At 64.0% G+C, this 15,078-nt stretch carries 14 protein-coding genes and 2 tRNA genes; 7 read left to right on the forward strand and 9 right to left on the reverse strand.

Features of this window, described 5'->3' with window-relative positions:
* Window positions 1–31: 31 nt before the first annotated feature.
* Together AC1D1Y_RS00360 and AC1D1Y_RS00365 are read right to left on the reverse strand one after the other, a co-directional pair.
* Window positions 32–934 (reverse strand): PP2C family protein-serine/threonine phosphatase, encoded by a 903-nt coding sequence (locus tag AC1D1Y_RS00360; protein ID WP_436156659.1) that lies wholly within the window; start codon window positions 932–934, stop codon window positions 32–34.
* Window positions 931–1,938 (reverse strand): serine/threonine protein kinase, encoded by a 1,008-nt coding sequence (locus AC1D1Y_RS00365; RefSeq protein WP_477680597.1) that lies wholly within the window; start codon window positions 1,936–1,938, stop codon window positions 931–933. The genes AC1D1Y_RS00360 and AC1D1Y_RS00365 overlap by 4 nt, the downstream gene beginning before the upstream one ends.
* A 72-nt stretch (window positions 1,939–2,010) precedes the next feature.
* Between AC1D1Y_RS00365 and AC1D1Y_RS00370 the strand changes: the two genes are divergently transcribed.
* From AC1D1Y_RS00370 to AC1D1Y_RS00385, 4 genes are all read left to right on the forward strand, one after another.
* Window positions 2,011–2,928, forward strand: coding sequence for a YicC/YloC family endoribonuclease (locus tag AC1D1Y_RS00370; RefSeq protein WP_477680598.1), 918 nt, complete (start codon window positions 2,011–2,013; stop codon window positions 2,926–2,928).
* 65 nt (window positions 2,929–2,993) lie between these two features.
* The gene (gene gmk, locus AC1D1Y_RS00375) at window positions 2,994–3,614 is read left to right on the forward strand and encodes a guanylate kinase (RefSeq protein WP_477677593.1); all 621 of its coding nucleotides are present in this window, start codon (window positions 2,994–2,996) and stop codon (window positions 3,612–3,614) included.
* Window positions 3,615–3,655: 41 nt separating this feature from the next.
* Window positions 3,656–3,859 (forward strand): DNA-directed RNA polymerase subunit omega, encoded by a 204-nt coding sequence (gene rpoZ, locus AC1D1Y_RS00380; RefSeq protein ID WP_348046396.1) that lies wholly within the window; start codon window positions 3,656–3,658, stop codon window positions 3,857–3,859.
* A 109-nt stretch (window positions 3,860–3,968) separates the two neighbouring features.
* Complete coding sequence (locus AC1D1Y_RS00385) at window positions 3,969–6,215, forward strand: RelA/SpoT family protein (RefSeq protein ID WP_477680599.1); 2,247 nt, start codon at window positions 3,969–3,971, stop codon at window positions 6,213–6,215.
* Window positions 6,216–6,223: 8 nt separating this feature from the next.
* Here the strand turns inward: AC1D1Y_RS00385 and greB are convergent, their stop codons facing one another.
* The 5 genes from greB to hrcA form a co-directional block, all read right to left on the reverse strand.
* Complete coding sequence (greB, locus tag AC1D1Y_RS00390; protein ID WP_477653196.1) at window positions 6,224–6,793, reverse strand: transcription elongation factor GreB; 570 nt, start codon at window positions 6,791–6,793, stop codon at window positions 6,224–6,226.
* Between the two features lie 44 nt (window positions 6,794–6,837).
* Window positions 6,838–7,092 carry a hypothetical protein gene (locus AC1D1Y_RS00395; RefSeq protein ID WP_477680600.1) on the reverse strand — a complete coding sequence of 85 codons (255 nt, stop codon included), beginning with the start codon at window positions 7,090–7,092 and terminating at the stop codon, window positions 6,838–6,840.
* Between the two features lie 139 nt (window positions 7,093–7,231).
* Window positions 7,232–7,308: transfer RNA gene (locus AC1D1Y_RS00400), tRNA-Arg, on the reverse strand.
* A gap of 27 nt (window positions 7,309–7,335) precedes the next feature.
* A tRNA-Ile gene (locus AC1D1Y_RS00405) sits at window positions 7,336–7,412 on the reverse strand.
* Between the two features lie 46 nt (window positions 7,413–7,458).
* Entirely contained in the window at window positions 7,459–8,478 is a 1,020-nt protein-coding gene (gene hrcA, locus AC1D1Y_RS00410; protein ID WP_477680601.1) for a heat-inducible transcriptional repressor HrcA, read from the reverse strand.
* A 48-nt stretch (window positions 8,479–8,526) separates the two neighbouring features.
* Between hrcA and AC1D1Y_RS00415 the strand changes: the two genes are divergently transcribed.
* The 3 genes from AC1D1Y_RS00415 to rapZ are packed head-to-tail and all read left to right on the forward strand — an operon-like array spanning window position 8,527 to window position 11,929.
* Complete coding sequence (locus tag AC1D1Y_RS00415; protein WP_436156629.1) at window positions 8,527–9,402, forward strand: NAD kinase; 876 nt, start codon at window positions 8,527–8,529, stop codon at window positions 9,400–9,402.
* A 17-nt stretch (window positions 9,403–9,419) separates the two neighbouring features.
* On the forward strand, window positions 9,420–11,063 hold the full coding sequence (recN, locus tag AC1D1Y_RS00420; protein ID WP_477677598.1) for a DNA repair protein RecN: 1,644 nt from the start codon (window positions 9,420–9,422) through the stop codon (window positions 11,061–11,063).
* Window positions 11,063–11,929, forward strand: a complete 867-nt coding sequence (gene rapZ, locus AC1D1Y_RS00425) for an RNase adapter RapZ (RefSeq protein WP_477653192.1) — start codon at window positions 11,063–11,065, stop codon at window positions 11,927–11,929. Before recN ends, rapZ begins: the two co-directional genes overlap by 1 nt.
* Window positions 11,930–11,945: 16 nt before the next feature.
* Here rapZ and mutY read toward each other — a convergent pair whose 3' ends face one another.
* Window positions 11,946–13,028: an A/G-specific adenine glycosylase gene (gene mutY / locus AC1D1Y_RS00430; RefSeq protein WP_477680602.1), complete on the reverse strand. Its 1,083-nt coding sequence runs from the start codon at window positions 13,026–13,028 to the stop codon at window positions 11,946–11,948.
* Window positions 13,029–13,090: 62 nt separating this feature from the next.
* Window positions 13,091–15,067, reverse strand: a complete 1,977-nt coding sequence (locus AC1D1Y_RS00435; RefSeq protein WP_477680603.1) for a dynamin family protein — start codon at window positions 15,065–15,067, stop codon at window positions 13,091–13,093.
* Between the last annotated feature and the right edge of the window lie 11 nt (window positions 15,068–15,078).

Below are 15,078 nucleotides of genomic sequence, written 5' to 3' on the forward strand. Positions count from 1 at the left end.
AACGAGGCGCCTTGCGGCGCCGGCCCCGGTATCAGGCTTTTCTGGCGGCCGAGCGGCGTATGGCTTCGTTGATCTCGGCGATCGAGCGTTCGATGGTGGCCTCGTCGAGGTCGTCGACCATGGTGTCGAGCACGCCGGCCTGGATCGTCGAGGCGAACACGCCGTCCATGATGCTGTCGGTGGAGACACCGCGGGTGGACTCGAAGGCGTCGGGCGTTTCCCACTCCATGGCCAGCACGGTGACGTTGTCGCTGTGCTCGCCGCCGGTGCGCAGGGCATTCTCGACCAGGTCGGGCACGGCGTCGGACACGCCCTTGCTGGCCAGCTGGCGCACGATTTCGGCGTCGCTGAGGCTGCCCCAGAGGCCGTCGGAGCACAGCAGCAGCTTGTCGCCCTGCTGCAGGGTGACGGGGCCGGCGACGTCGAAGACGGGTTTGGTGGGCGAGCCCAGGCAGGTGAACAGGATATTGCGGTTGATGCGCTCGAGCTTGATCACGCCGGCGCTTTGCTGCTCCAGGTAGGAGTGGTCGCGGGTGCGCGTGAGCAGCTCACCGTCGCGCACGACGTAAAGGCGCGAATCGCCGCAATGCACCCAGGTGGCGCCCGTGCCCTGCAAGATGGCGGCCACCAGCGTGGTGCGGGGGGTGTCCAGCATGCCTTTTTCGCTGGCGTAGCGGATGATCTGGTGGTGCGCCGCCATCAGGGCGGTGGAGAGGAATTCGGTGGTGTCTTCAATGACGGGGCGCGCTTCCTTCTGGTAGAGCGCCGAGATGGTCTGCAGGGCGAGCTGGGCCGCCACTTCGCCTTCAGGATGGCCGCCCATGCCGTCGGCCAGCACGAAGAGGCCCGATTCGCGCGTGTAGCAATAGCCCATGCGGTCTTCGTTCTTTTCGCGCCCGCCTTTGCGGCTGACCTGAAAGACTGAGAATTTCATTTGAATTTGGTCGCGTAGCCGGTGGCCTTGCGCGCGGATTTTTTGGTGTCGGACACCATGTTGTCAAACTGCAGGCGAACCTTTTCGCTGACGGTGAGCTTGGTGTAGCGGCGCTCGCCTTCCCGGCTCAGCTCTTTTTGCAGGGCGAAAACCGACTGGGGGCGGGACAGCGGGTCGAGCGACATGCACCACTCTACAACCTCGATCAGGTTATCGGAATAGACACCACGCAAACGCGACAGGGCAAGCGACAGACGGTCTTTTTCGAGGCGCTGGGGCGCGTCGTTGGGCGGGTAGCCCTGCATGGTGGCGTAAATGCAGGCGCCGATGGCGTAAATGTCAGTCCAGGGGCCCATGGAGGAATCGCGGCGGTACATCTCGGGCGCAGCGAAGCCGGGYGTGTACATGGGGCGRATGAAGTTGCCYTCYTTRCTCAGCACCTCGCGGGCGGCRCCRAARTCRATYAKCACGGMGCGGTTGTCGTCGGTRATGAAGATGTTGGCGGGATTGATGTCCAGGTGCAGCATCTTGTGCTGGTGCACGATGCGCAAGCCGCGCAGAATTTCGTCGAACAGCGAGCGGATGGTCGACTCGCGGAAAACCTTCTGCTTTTTGAGCTCGCGGGCCGTGATGATGAAGTCCTGCAGGGTGCCACCCTCCAGGTAGTTCATCACCATRTAGACRGTTTCGTTCTCGCGGAAGAAGTTCAGCACGCTGACGACGGAACCGTGGGAAATCTGGGCGAGGGAGCGGCCCTCTTCAAAGAAACTCTTGAGGCCCAGGCGGTACAGCGAGAGTTTTTCAGGCTGGACCTGGGGAAGCAGCTCGCCCGGCGAGCGGCTGGCCAGGGAAGACGGCAGGTATTCCTTGATGGCAACCTGCTGGCCCTCGTTGTCGACGGCCAAGTAAACTACCCCGAAGCCTCCGGCCGAAAGCTTTCGCACAACACGATAGCCACCAATCACGGTGTCGGGCGGCAACGGTGCAGGCTTGACCTTTGACATAATTTGGGGCTGCCCGGGCGTGACAATGTCGGCCTGGGTCTTGGTTCTCTCTCTAGTAAAGCGTATCTACAAATGTCAGTTTACAGCATGACGGGTTATGCAACCGTGCAATCGAGSATGGCGCAGTCCGCCCCGGAAACTGAATCGGGCCCGGACGCCAGCTCCCGTCTGGGCGTCGAAATACGCTCCGTCAACAGCCGGTTCCTGGACCTGGCCTTCCGCCTGCCCGACGAACTGCGGCAGGCCGAACCGGCCCTGCGCGAACTGCTCACCGGCAAGCTCAAGCGCGGCAAGGTCGAAGTGCGGGTGTCGCTGGAAAGCGCCTCGTCGGGCAACCTGCGCGCGCCCTCGTCAGCCACCCTGCAGCGCCTGGGCTCGCTGGAAGACAGCATCAAATCCTGGCTGCCTCAGGCCGGGGCGCTCAGCGTCGCAGATATTCTCAGAATTGCGACGAATGAAGACAAAAAACCACACGACTACAGCGACGAACTGCTCAAGCTGGCCAAAAAGGCCCTGAAAGAGCTGATGGCGGCCCGCGAACGCGAAGGCGCCCGCCTCGCGGAGATGCTGCTGGACCGCACGGCGCAACTGCGGGCACTGGCCGCGCTGGCCGTACCCATGGTTCCCAAGCTGGTGGAGCAGCAGAAAAACCGCTTCCTGGAGCGCTGGAAAGAGGCCATGGCCCTGTCCGACGGCGGCGCACTGCCGGAAATCGCCCAGGACCGGGCCCTGACAGAGGCCACGGCCTTCGCCATCCGGATCGACGTGGCGGAAGAAATCACCCGGCTGTCGTCACACCTCGACGAAATCGACCGCCTGCTCGCCAGCGGCGGGGAGCTGGGAAAGCGCCTGGATTTCCTGATCCAGGAACTGCACCGCGAAGCCAATACACTGGGCTCCAAATCCGCCTCCCTGGAACTGACCCGTATCTCCGTGGACATGAAGGTGCTGATCGAGCAGATCCGCGAGCAGGTTCAGAACATCGAATAAGCCCCCGTAACGCCCTACAGCCCCTCGCGCCCCTCTAATAAATAAGCACTCAACGACCTGTACGCATGGACTATCCCGGAAACCTTTTTGTCGTGGCCGCCCCCAGCGGGGCGGGAAAATCCAGCCTGGTGAAGGCCCTGATGGAGCTGGATTCACGCATCCAGCCTTCGGTGTCGCACACCACCCGCCCTCCGCGCGGGCAGGAAAAGCACGGCAGGGAGTACTTTTTCCTGTCGCCCGAGGAATTCGACGGCATGGTGTCTCGCGACGCCTTCCTGGAGTGGGCCCATGTGCACGGCCACCGCTACGGCACCTCGCGGCAGACAATCGAGGAACGGGTGGCCCATGGCGCCGATGTGATCCTGGAGATCGACTTCCAGGGTGCCATCAACATCAAGCGGATTTTTGCCAATGCGGTGCTGATCTTCATCCTGCCGCCCAGCTGGGAAGAACTGCGCTCCCGCCTGCAACGGCGCGGCGAGGATAGCCCCGAGGTCATCGAGCTGCGGCTCAAAAACGCCGGCACCGAGATGGCCCAGGCCCGGGAATTCGACTTCGTTATAATCAACGAGTTGTTTGAGCGGGCAGTTTTCGACCTGAAAACCATTGTGCATGCCCAGCGGCTCAAGTTTTCGGCCCAGCGACGCGCCCGTGCCGAGACCTTCCAGGCCCTTCAAATTCCCTGATTTCAGCGCTTTTCACCTTATCGATCACACCGGAGATCACCATGGCCCGCATTACCGTCGAAGATTGTCTCGAAAAAATCCCGAACCGCTTCCAGCTGGTGCTGGCCGCGACCTACCGCGCGCGCATGCTGAGCCAGGGCCATGCCCCCAAGATCGAAAGCAAGAACAAGCCCGGCGTGACCGCCCTGCGCGAAATCGCCGACGGCAAGATCGGCCTTGAAATGCTGAAAAAAGTCCCCTCCTGAAATACTGTTCAGGCTCGCAAAAAGCACCGAATATCGGTGCTTTTTTCATTTCCGAGTGTCTAAAGTCCATTTTTTCCAGATTTTTTTCATGCCGCGATACATTTAAGGCATGAGCGCCATGCTTTCGCCCGTTGTTGCCAGCAAATCGACCCCGGCCGCCGCCAATGCCGCGGCCGCGAGTTTTGCCGCGCTCACGGCCAGGCTGGACTACCTGAGCGCCGCCGACATCGACAATGTCCGCCGCGCCTACCGTTTTGCCGATGAGGCCCACCTGGGCCAGCTGCGCAACAGCGGCGAGCCCTACATCACCCACCCGATCGCCGTGGCGCAACAGTGCGCCGAATGGAAGCTGGACGCGCAGGCCCTCATGGCCGCCCTGCTGCATGACGCGATTGAAGACTGCGGCGTTACCAAACCGGAATTGATAGAGCGCTTCGGCGCCCCGGTGGCCGAACTCGTGGACGGGCTGACCAAGCTCGAAAAGCTGGAATTCAACACCCGCGAGGAAAACCAGGCCGAATCCTTCCGCAAGATGCTGCTGGCCATGGCGCGCGACGTGCGGGTCATCCTGATCAAACTGGCCGACCGCACCCACAACATGCGCACGCTGGGCGACGTCCCGCGCGCCAAGTGGACCCGCATTTCGCGCGAAACCCTCGACATTTACGCGCCCATTGCCCACCGCCTGGGCCTGAACACCACCTACCGCGAACTGCAGGACCTGTCCTTCCAGCACCTGCACCCCTGGCGCTACGCCACCCTGACCAAGGCACTGCAAAAGGCCCGCGGCCGCCGGCGCGACGTGATCAAGCGGGTTCAGGGCGAAGTCGAGTCGGCTTTTTCCAGCGCGAAGGTACCCGTGCTGATCTCGGGGCGCGAAAAGACCCTGTATTCCATTTACCGCAAGATGGACGAGAAGCACCTGTCCTTCGCCCAGGTCACCGACCTCTACGGCTTTCGGGTGATCGTGAAGGACCTGACCGCCTGCTACACGGCGATGGGCGTGCTGCACCAGCTCTACAAGCCCCTGCCCGGCAAGTTCAAGGACTACATCGCGATCCCCAAGATCAACGGCTACCAGTCGCTGCACACCACCTTGGTCGGTCCTTTCGGCACGAACATCGAATTCCAGATGCGCACCGAGGCCATGCACGTGGTGGCCGAATCCGGCGTGGCAGCCCACTGGCTGTACAAGGCCACGGACCCGGACAGCGACGCCTCGCAGCGCCTGGGCACGCAGTGGCTGCAGTCGCTGCTCGACATCCAGCATGAAACGCGTGACGCGGCCGAGTTCTGGGACCACGTCAAGATCGACCTGTTCCCCGAGGCGGTTTATGTGTTCACGCCGAAAAGCCAGATCATGGCCATGCCGCGCGGCGCAACCATCGTGGATTTCGCCTATGCCATCCACAGCGACGTGGGCCACCGCGCCGTGGCTGCCAAGGTCAACGGCGAGCAGGTTCCGCTGCGCTCCGAACTGCACAACGGCGACGTCATCGAGATCATCACGGCCTCGGTTTCCAGCCCCAACCCCGGCTGGCTCGGCTTTGTACGCACGGGCAAGGCGCGTTCCAAAATTCGCCATCACCTGAAGACCATGGCGCTGTCGGAATCGCAGGACCTGGGCGAAAAAATGCTGGCCCAGGCGCTGCGCGCCGAGGGCATAGAGCGCGATCGCCTGCCCGAGGACGACGAGGCCCATCACGGCACCTGGGAAAAAATCCTGCGTTTTACCGGCAACCGCACGCGCGCCGACCTGCTGACCGACATCGGCCTGGGCAAGCGGATCGCCAGCATGGTCGCCAAACGCATCGTGACCTTGCTCGCCGAGACCGGCGAAAAGCCCAATGCGCTGCTGATGAGCCGTGAGCGCTACACCGCCCATGAGTCGGTGTCGCAAGGCGCCCTGGTGATCGACGGCAGCGAAGGCGCCTCGGTGCAATTCGCGCCCTGCTGCCGGCCCATTCCAGGCGACGGCATCGTCGGCTACCTGGGCCGCGGCGAGGGCCTGGTCATACACACTGACGACTGCGCCGTCGCCAAGCGCCTGCAGCATCGCGACAGTGAGCGCTTCATCGCGGTCGACTGGTCGGACGAACCGGTGCGCACTTTTGAGACCAACCTGCTGGTCACGGTGTCCAACGGCAAGGGCGTGCTGGCACGCGTTGCGGCCGCGCTGGCCAGCGCCGAGGCCGACATCACCCACGTCGACATGGAGCAAGAGCCCTCGCACGATGCGACCGACCTGCGTTTTGGCGTGGCGGTGCGTGACCGCGTGCACCTGGCTTCGGCCCTGCGCAGTGTCAAGCGCACACCCTCAGTCCTGCGGGTTCAGCGAGCCAAGTCGACCGGCTAGCCTGCCGCTTAACCGGCCGTGCGTTCGTCGGGCGCCGGGTAGTCCACCTTCAGCACCTCCAGCGTTTGCAAGCCTTGCGGTGTCACGAGGCTCACCTCATCCCCCACTCGCGACTTGAGCAGTGCCCTGGCGACGGGCGATATCCAGCTGATTTGCCCCAGGGCACTGTTGGCCTCGTCGATGCCGAGGATGGTCACCATGCGCTCTGCGCCGCTGTCATCGGCATAGCTCACGGTCGCGCCGAAGAAGACCTGGTCGCTGCCGTGGTGGATAGAGGGATTGCTGATCTCCGCGATCTCCAGCCTCTGCGTCAGGAAGCGGATGCGCCTGTCGATTTCCCGCAGGCGCTTTTTGCCGTAGTGGTAGTCGCCGTTTTCCGAGCGGTCGCCGTTGCTGGCCGCCCAGTGGACGATTTCCACCATCTTGGGCCGCTCGTTGTCGATCAGGTCCAGCAGTTCGCTGCGCAGGCGCTCATAGCCCTGCGGCGTGATGTAGTTTTTGCCGCCCGCAGGCAAGGGGGCGAGCGCGGGCTCGTCGTCCTCGGACTCATCGGTTTCTTTGGTAAAGGCTTTGTTCATGCTCCGGCCACCATAGCATTCATGGCGGCCGGCCGTGAATGCCTCTAAAAATCTTCCATCTTCAGCGTCAGGGGATTGTCGGCTGTGTAGTTGACGCCCGCCACGACCATGTCGGCGGCCCGGGCGTGAATCATTTCAGCATCACGCTCGTAGGCCTTTTTGAGGGAGTCCGGCTCCGGCACGGCGCCGAAGAACTCCTCCATCGCCTCGCGCGAAATCCTGACCGGAATGGTGCTGCCTGCGTGCGACAGGCCAAAACTCAGCCAGTCGCCGTGGTCCTCGACGTTCAGTGATCCCATGTTTCTCCTCCGGAATGAGCCTCCAGAATAGCGGAGCGGCTGGTGGACGTACAGCCCCGGAAAACCACTAAAAAGCCCTGCGCAAAGAAAAATAGCCTAGAGGGGTAAGCCTCTAAGCTATTGAAATCACTAATAAAAGTGGTGCGGCTGGCAGGAATTGAACCCACGACCCCTTGGTTCGTAGCCAAGTACTCTATCCAACTGAGCTACAGCCGCTAAGCCTCAAATTATAGCTTATTTAAATGGTAGGGCGTGAGTGACTTGAACACTCGACCAAAGGATTATGAGTCCTCTGCTCTAACCAACTGAGCTAACGCCCCACACAAGAGGGAGATTGTAAGGGCCTGCGGGGACCTGCTCACGAGCCTACTTGCTATGGCTGAGGGCCGTACTGACCAGTTTGGAGGTGATGTCGACGATCTGGATCATTTTTTCGTAGGGCATGCGCATGGGGCCGATGACGCCCAGCGTGCCCACCACCTGGCCGTCGACCTCGTAAGGCGCCGTCACCACCGACAGCTCCTGGTAGGGAATGACCTGGCTTTCGCCGCCTATGTAGATACGAACGCCCTCGGCGCGGCTGGACACGTCGAGCAGGCGCATCAGCTGCGCCTTTTGCTCGAACAGGTCGAATAGCTTGCGCAGGTTGCCCATGTCGCCGGAGAAATCGCTGACGGCCAGCAGGTTGCGCTCCCCTGAGATGACGACTTCGTCGCGCGATTCGATGGCTTCGGAGCTGACCTTGACCGCGGCCTGCATCAGCGTGGCAATCTCGCCGCGCAGCGCCTCGACCTCGTTTTTCAGGCGCTCGCGCACTTCCTCTATCGCCATGCCGGCGTAGTGTGAATTGAGGAAATTGGCGGCCTCCACGAGTTGCGACTGGCTGTAGTCGGCCTCGGTGAAGATGACCCGGTTCTGCACGTCGCCGTCGGGCGACACGATGATCACGAGGAAGCGTTTTTCGGACAGGCGCAAAAATTCAATGTGGCGGAACACCGAAGTGCGGCGCGGCGCCATGACCACACCGACGAATTGCGACAGGCTGGAGAGCATGTGCGCCGCATTGCTGAGCACTTTTTGCGGCTGGTCGGGCGCCAGCCGGGGGGCGCCTATCTGGCCCGCGGCGGAGAACGGGTCGCGCTGCGTGGTCAGCATGGTATCGACGAAGAGGCGGTAGCCGCGCGCCGTGGGAATACGGCCGGCCGAAGTGTGCGGGCTGACGATCAGGCCGAGCTCCTCGAGATCGCTCATCACGTTGCGTATGGTGGCGGGGGACAGCTCCAGGCCCGAGGCCTTGGACAGCGTGCGTGAACCCACCGGCTGCCCATCGGCAATGTAGCGCTCCACCAGCGCCTTGAGAAGCAACCGCGCACGATCATCAAGCATGCCGACATTCTACGAAGCTTGGGGCGGATGTTGTGATGTAATTTGCCGATGAAATCGCAATTCCGCCATGTCGCACTGATCGGCAAGTACCACGCACAGGGTTCCCGGTCGGCGCTGGAGGACATCGCGCATTTCCTGGGCACCCAGGGTTGCGAGGTGGCAATCGAGCAGGACACCGCCAGCAACACTGGCCTTACGCAATTCCCGACGCTGGACGCGGCCGGCATAGGCGCCCAGTGCGACCTGGCTCTGGTGGTCGGCGGCGACGGCACCATGCTGGGCATAGGCCGGCTGTTGGCGCAGTTCGGCATCCCGCTGGTGGGCATCAACCAGGGCCGACTCGGCTTCATCACCGACATCGCCTTCGAGGACTACCAGAACACCCTGATTCCCATGCTGCGCGGCGAGTACGAGGAAGACCGCCGATGGATGATGCAGGCCAAGGTCGTGCGCGACGGGCGCTGCGTCTTCAGCGCCACCGCCATGAACGACGTCGTGGTCAACCGCGGCGCGACCGCCGGCATGGTGGAGCTTCGCGTCGAGGTCGACGGCCGCTTCGTGGCCAACCAGCGCGCCGACGGCCTGATCATCGCCTCGCCCACCGGCTCCACGGCCTACGCGCTGTCCGCCGGCGGGCCCCTGCTCCATCCCTCGATTGCCGGCTGGGTGCTGGCGCCCATCGCGCCGCACACACTGTCGAACCGGCCCATCGTGCTGTCGGACTCCGGCGAGATCACGATTGAGATCGTCGCCGGCCGGGACGCCAGCGCCAACTTCGACATGCAGTCGCTGGCCAGCCTGCTGCACGGCGACCGCATCACCGTCAGGCGCTCGGAGCACCAGATGCGCTTTCTGCACCCCAAGGGCTGGAGCTACTTCGACACCTTGCGCAAAAAACTTCACTGGAATGAAGGCGTGGCCTGAACGGCACGGATTTATTTATGAGCCTCAAAAGCATCTCGCTTCGCGATTTCGTCATCGTCCACGAACTCGAGCTGGACCTGTCCGGCGGGTTCACGGTGCTCACCGGTGAAACCGGCGCCGGCAAATCCATCCTGATCGACGCACTGCAACTGGCCCTGGGAGCGCGTGCCGATGCCGGTGTGATACGTGAAGGCGCGGCGCGCTGCGAGATCAGCGTCGAGTTCGACAGCCCCAAGGGCCTGGCCGCCTGGCTGGAGCAAGCCGGCTTCGACGGCGGCGACAGCCTGCTCTTGCGCCGCACGATAGACGTGCAAGGCAAAAGCCGCGCCTGGATCAACGGCAGCGCGGCGACCGCCACGCAGCTCAAGGAGATCGCCGACCAGCTGGTGGACATCCACGGCCAGCATGCCTGGCAAAGCCTGACGCGGCCCGACGCGGTGCGCGGCCTGCTGGACTCCTATGCGGACGTTTCCACGGATGAACTCTCGCGCCGCTGGCAGCAGTGGCGCCTGGCCCAGAAGACGCTGCTGGAAGCGCGCGACGCCCAGGACAGCCTGCAGCGCGAACGCGAACGCCTGGCCTGGCAGATCGGCGAACTCGACAAGCTCGCGCCCGGTGCCGACGAGTGGGACGAACTCAATGCCCAGCACGGGCGCCTGTCGAATGCCCAGGCCCTGCGCGACGCGGTGCAAACCGCCGTCGATGCATTGCAGGAATCCGACGACAACGCCAACGCGCTGCTGGGCCGCGCGATCGCCGCGCTGCAAAACCAGGAACACATAGAGCCCGAGTTCAAGGCCATGGTGGAAGTCCTGAACGGCGCGCTGGCGCAGATGGAAGACACGGTCCACTCGCTCAACGGCTATGCACGCCATGCCGAACTCGAGCCGCAGCGGCTGGCCGAACTGGACGAGCGCCTGTCGCAGTGGGTCAGCCTGGCGCGCCGCTACAAGCGCACGCCGGCCGAGCTGCCCGAGCTGCTGGCGTCCTGGCAGGCCGAACTGCAAAAACTCAATGCCGCGGCCGACCTGGCCCAGCTTGAAAAGAACGAAGCCGCTGCCAAGGCCGCCTATCTCGAGGAAGCCGGCCAGGTGTCCAAGGCCCGCGCCAAGGCCGCTCCCAAGCTCGCCAAGGCCATCACCCAGGCCATGCAGGGCCTGGGCATGCAGGGCGGCAAGTTCGACGTGGCACTGGCCAAGCTCGAACAACCGGCCCAGCACGGCCTCGAACAAGCCGAATTCCTGGTGGCGGGCCACAGCGGCAGCACGCCGCGCCCCGTSGGCAAGGTGGCWTCSGGCGGCGARCTGTCGCGCATCGCGCTGGCCATTGCCGTCACCACCAGCCAGCTCGGGCAGGCCGAAACCCTGATTTTTGACGAGGTGGATTCAGGCGTGGGCGGCGCCGTCGCCGAAACCGTGGGCCGCCTCATGAAACAGCTGGGCAAGGACCGCCAGGTCATGGCCGTCACCCATTTGCCCCAGGTGGCGGCCTGCGCCGACCAGCACCTGGTGGTCGCCAAACGCTCCGAGAACGGCGTCACCCTGAGCGCCGTCGACCATGTCAACGGCGAGCAGCGCGTGGCCGAGATCGCCCGCATGCTGGGCGGCGAACGCCTTTCCGGCACCACGCTGGCACACGCCAAGGAAATGCTGGGGCAGTGATGGCGACGCTGGAAATGGTCCTCATCACCGGCATGTCGGGCTCGGGGAAATCCGTCGCCCTGCATGCGCTGGAGGACGCCGGCTACTACTGCGTCGACAACCTGCCCCCCGAGCTGCTCACGCCTTTCGTCGCGCTGGAACAGAAGCACGGCGCGCAGAAGGTGGCGATTGCCATGGACGTGCGCAGCGCGACCTCGCTGCCGCTGGTACCCCAGCAGTTGCGGCAGCTGCGCGAGTCCGGCGTGGTGGTGCAGTCGCTGTTCCTGGACGCCAACACCGAGACCCTGGTGCGCCGCTTTTCGGAAACGCGCCGGCTGCACCCTCTGTCGCGCATAGACGCCTCCGACCAGCACCGCGCGCTGGTAGACGCCATCGAACTGGAGCGCGAACTGCTCGGCGAAATGCGCGAGCAGGCCCATGTGCTGGACACCAGCATGATCCGGTCCTCGCAGTTGCAAGGCTATGTGAAGTCGCTGATTTCCGCGCCCACCACCCAGCTGACGCTGGTATTCGAATCCTTCGCGTTCAAGCGCGGCGTGCCGCTGGACGCCGACTATGTTTTCGACGTGCGCATGCTGCCTAATCCGCACTATGAGTCCGGCCTGCGCCACCTGACGGGGCGGGATGAGCCTGTGATGGATTACCTCAAGGCGCATCCCGAGGTCGGCGACATGTTCCGGCACATCGAGCAATTCCTCAGCCACTGGCTGAACGCGCTGGTGCGCGACCACCGTAGCTACGTGACGGTCGCCATCGGCTGCACGGGCGGCCAGCACCGTTCGGTCTACCTGGTCGAGGAACTGGCGACGGCTTTCAGCCCGCATTGGCGCACGCTGAAGCGGCACCGCGAGCTCGACGCCGGCTGAGAGAGAGAGACGCCGGTCAGCCGTCCTGCGCGAGCAGCTTGCGTATAGGCGCCGGCAGGCCAAGGGCGGGCCAGGCACTGGGGCCAAACCAGGCACCCGGCCGCTCTTCCGACACCACGGCCTTGGGCAGCGCCTGGCCGGCGCCAAAGCCCGCGACCCACGGCGACAAATACAGATCCTTGTGGGTGAGCACATGCATAAATTGCGGCAAGGGAGCTAGCCGCGATTGCAGCCCGGGCGGCAGCACCGCTTTCAGCTCGTCGTCACTGTCGAATACCGGCAGACAATACAGGCCGCCCCAGACGCCCCGGCCGGGACGCCTTTCAAGCCAGACCGAGCCGTCGGGCCGCTGCGCCCACAACAGGCTCAGGCCCTGGGCGCTGCGCTTGAGCTTGCGTGTCTTGACGGGATACTTGCCGGGGTCGCCTTCGGCAAAACCGCGGCACAGCTTCTGAACCGGGCACAGCAGACACTGCGGCTGGCGCCCGGCGCAAATCGTCGCGCCCAGGTCCATCAGGCCTTGGGTATAGCGCGGCATGGTGTCCGCCAGCTTGCGCGTGGGCAGCAGTTCCGTTGCATGGTTCCACAGTGCTTTTTCATTGGCGCCTTGCGCCAGGTCGGCGGAAAAACCCAGCACCCGGGTGAGCACCCGCTTGACGTTGCCGTCCAGGATGGCGACACGCTCGGCGAAGCAGAAAGAGGCAATGGCTGCCGCCGTTGAGCGGCCTATGCCGGGCAATGTCTGCAATTGCTCCGAGGTGCCCGGAAATTGCCCGTCGTGCAAGGCCATGACATCTTTGGCGCAGCGATGCAGGTTGCGCGCCCGGCTGTAGTAGCCCAGCCCGCTCCACAGGCCCAGCACCTCGTCTTCGCTCGCGGCGGCCAGTTCGGCGACCGTGGGGAAGCGCTCAAGAAAGCGCGCGTAGTAATCGAGGACTGTGGCGACCTGGGTCTGCTGCAGCATGATCTCCGACAGCCACACGCGATAAGGGTCGCGCGTGTTCTGCCAGGGCAGGCTATTGCGCCCATGCGTGCTTTGCCAGCGCACGATTTCCCCGGAAAAACCGGGAGGCAGGGTTTGCAAGGCGGATTGCTTCATCACCGGCTTTGCGCCCTGAGGGGGAAAAGGCGCTGGATGGCTGATTGACCTGCCGGCAAAGCTCAGGCTGCCTCGGGAACAGCCGCATTCTGGACGGCCGCGGCGGCCTGCGCCTTGTCTTGCGCAGAAGTGCCACCCATCAGATGGGCGGTCAGCTCGGTGAGCTTGTTGTCCAGCTCGTTGAGCACGCCTTCCTGCTCGTCGATCTCGGCGATGCGCTCGTCCAGGCCCGATGCCGCCTGCTGGATGCGCTCAATGGCCTCCAGCCTGCGCCCGAAATTGCGGCGCCGCTCGCGCAACTGGGCGTCCAGTTGCGAGGCTGCAGATTTGTTCCAGAGCTCGACCTCGCCGAGAGCCGTCTCGTAGACCACACGCAGGCGCGTGGCCAGCGCGCGCACCAGACGCTCGGAAAAGTCCGCCTGGGACAGCTTGATCACATTGCTCAGCCCCAGGTACTGCAGGTGGCTGCGCTCTATCAGCTCGAGGTCGTGCTCGTAGCGGATCAGTTCCGGCTCTTTGGGCGCCTGCAGCGAGAAACTGAATTCGGCATTGAGCTGGCGGAAGGACGCGGTCAGCATGGACTGGATTTCGCCGCTCAGGATCTGGGACTTTTGCAAGCCCTCGCGCAAGCGCGAGAAGGTCTGCCCGTAGGCTTTTTTGACGCCCAGCTTGATACCCGGCTGCTTCAGCGCCTGCGTGAGCTCAGCCAGCTCGGCTTTGAGGGTCGGCGTGCTGAGGAGGTTGAACAGGTCGCGCAGCATCTTGAGGTGGACCGAGCGCACCGCGTGGATCTTCGAACCGCTGGTGTCGAACTCGGCCTGTTCCTGCTCGATGCGGCTGCGCATGTGCTTGATCACCGAAACGTTTTTGCCGCGCAGGCCGCGCAGCTCGATCATCTGTTCGGCCAGGTCGCGCCGGCGTATGTGCATGGCCCGTCCGGCTTCCGTGCGGAGTTCGCCGATGCCGGCGGCCACCGCCGAGCGGAGGATCTTCTGGCGCTGGCCCATCACGCCCTGGCCCAGCGCGAGCTCGAGCGCCGGCAGGTGGCTGGCTTCCAGCAAGGCCTTGTCGCGGGTCACCTTGGCCACCAGGCCCTTCTGGGCCGAGACAGGGATGACCTGGGACTCCGGCAGGCCCAGGATCTCGGCCGAGGTCGCGCGTTGCCGGTCGATCTGCGCCTTGATCTGCTCGGGCGTGCTCAGCGCGTCCCAGAGCGTGTCTATCTTGTTGAGCACCACCAGGCGCGCGTCGCTGCCCTCGCCCTCGGTGATCAGGTGCTCACGCCAGATGGCCAAGTCGGACTTGGTGACGCCGGTATCGGCGGCCAGGATGAACACCACGGCGTGCGCCTGGGGGATCAGGCTCACCGTCAGTTCGGGCTCAGCGCCTATGGCGTTCAGGCCGGGCGTGTCGAGGATCACCAGCCCCTGCTTGAGCAGCGGATGAGCGATGTTGATGAGGGCATGGCGCCACTTGGGCACTTCGATCAGGCCGTCGGGGCCGGCCAGCGGGTTGTCGTCCGGGCTGTTGTCGTGCCAGAAGCCGAGCGCGCGGGCTTCGTCCTTGGTGACATGGCGCACTTCGGCGACTTTTTCCAGGGCCTGGGCCAGCTGGGCAGGGTCGTTGACGTCCAGGTCCAGCCGGGTCCACTTTTCGGGGGCCGAGCGCCACTCCATCAGCGCCTGTTTCTGCAAACGCGTCTCGATGGGCAGCAGGCGCAGGCAAGGCGGCACGTCCGCGTCGTAACCGAGCTCGGTCGGGCACATGGTGGTGCGGCCGGCGCTTGCCGGCATGATGCGGCGGCCGTAGCCGGCAAAAAAGATTGCGTTGATCAGCTCGGACTTGCCGCGCGAGAATTCCGCCACAAAAGCCACCATGACCTTGTCGGAACGCACCTGGGACTCCAGCCGCTGCAAACGCTCCTCAACGGCCGCGTCGAGCAGGTCATGGTCTTTCATCCACTCGGCAAGCAGCTTCAGGCGAAGCGCAAATTCACGCCGCCACTGGCCATGCTGGTCAAATTGTTCGTTAAAAGACATCGGTCTTCCGT

The sequence above is a fragment of the Polaromonas sp. P1_G1 genome (assembly GCF_056405595.1).

Excerpts from the sequence above, each read along its gene's own strand:
- AC1D1Y_RS00360 (WP_436156659.1), bottom strand. The coding sequence starts at position 934 with ATGAAATTCTCAGTCTTTCAGGTCAGCCGCAAAGGCGGGCGCGAAAAG.
- gmk (WP_477677593.1), top strand. The coding sequence starts at position 2,994 with ATGGACTATCCCGGAAACCTTTTTGTCGTGGCCGCCCCCAGCGGGGCG.
- rpoZ (WP_348046396.1), top strand. The coding sequence starts at position 3,656 with ATGGCCCGCATTACCGTCGAAGATTGTCTCGAAAAAATCCCGAACCGC.
- AC1D1Y_RS00385 (WP_477680599.1), top strand. The coding sequence starts at position 3,969 with ATGAGCGCCATGCTTTCGCCCGTTGTTGCCAGCAAATCGACCCCGGCC.
- greB (WP_477653196.1), bottom strand. The coding sequence starts at position 6,793 with ATGAACAAAGCCTTTACCAAAGAAACCGATGAGTCCGAGGACGACGAG.
- AC1D1Y_RS00395 (WP_477680600.1), bottom strand. The coding sequence starts at position 7,092 with ATGGGATCACTGAACGTCGAGGACCACGGCGACTGGCTGAGTTTTGGC.
- hrcA (WP_477680601.1), bottom strand. The coding sequence starts at position 8,478 with ATGCTTGATGATCGTGCGCGGTTGCTTCTCAAGGCGCTGGTGGAGCGC.
- AC1D1Y_RS00415 (WP_436156629.1), top strand. The coding sequence starts at position 8,527 with ATGAAATCGCAATTCCGCCATGTCGCACTGATCGGCAAGTACCACGCA.
- rapZ (WP_477653192.1), top strand. The coding sequence starts at position 11,063 with ATGGCGACGCTGGAAATGGTCCTCATCACCGGCATGTCGGGCTCGGGG.
- mutY (WP_477680602.1), bottom strand. The coding sequence starts at position 13,028 with ATGAAGCAATCCGCCTTGCAAACCCTGCCTCCCGGTTTTTCCGGGGAA.
- AC1D1Y_RS00435 (WP_477680603.1), bottom strand. The coding sequence starts at position 15,067 with ATGTCTTTTAACGAACAATTTGACCAGCATGGCCAGTGGCGGCGTGAA.